The 607-nt window shown below is 60.6% G+C and carries 1 pseudogene; it reads right to left on the bottom strand.

The features are described 5' to 3' along the window. Positions 1–121: 121 nt before the first annotated feature. Positions 122–607: pseudogene (locus QMG52_RS21825) on the bottom strand (transposase); the annotation flags it as partial.

The following is a 607-nucleotide window of genomic DNA, read 5'->3' as shown; positions in this document are numbered from 1 at the left end:
TATTACAACACGCGGCGCCGTCATTCAGCTAACGGCTATTTGACACCGCTCGAATATGAGTTAGGCTATAAATCAATTCACGAACTCGCGGCTTAATCTCGAGTCCACAAAAGCGGGAACACTCCAAGCCCAGGGATTCGAGCTGTTTGATGGCGCGGGTCTTGGTTTTGGCTGGGTGTCTGCCGTGTGAAGTAGTCGGCTCCGGGGTCTTTGTAGAGTTCGCCGGTAGTGAGCATGTGCCAGGCAGCGGTGAGCATGGCGTGTTCGATCGCGACGAGTGCTTTGGACGGCCCGCGCCGGGCGGTGAGGCGGGAGTATTTCGCGGTGAAGTAGGTGTTCTTCGAGCGTGCTGCCGAGAGCGCGGCGATACCGAGGGCTCCTTTAAGGTAGCGGTTGCCGGGGCGTGTTTTGGTGGATTTAACCCGTCCGGCGGATTCGTTGGATCCCGGAGAGGTGCCGGCCCAGGACGCCAGGTGCCCCGCCGTGGGGAACACGGTCATGTCGGCACCTGTTTCGGCGATGAAGACCTCCGCGACGGTGGTGCTGAATCCCGGGATGCTGATCAGGAGCTCCCGGGCGAGACGAAAGGGCTCCATCGCCGCCTCGA

This window comes from Paenarthrobacter sp. PH39-S1, from assembly GCF_030063245.1.
Taxonomy (GTDB): Bacteria; Actinomycetota; Actinomycetes; order Actinomycetales; family Micrococcaceae; genus Arthrobacter_M.
The sequence above is the reverse complement of the archived record's forward strand: the minus strand, read 5'-3'. Positions and strand labels throughout refer to the sequence as shown.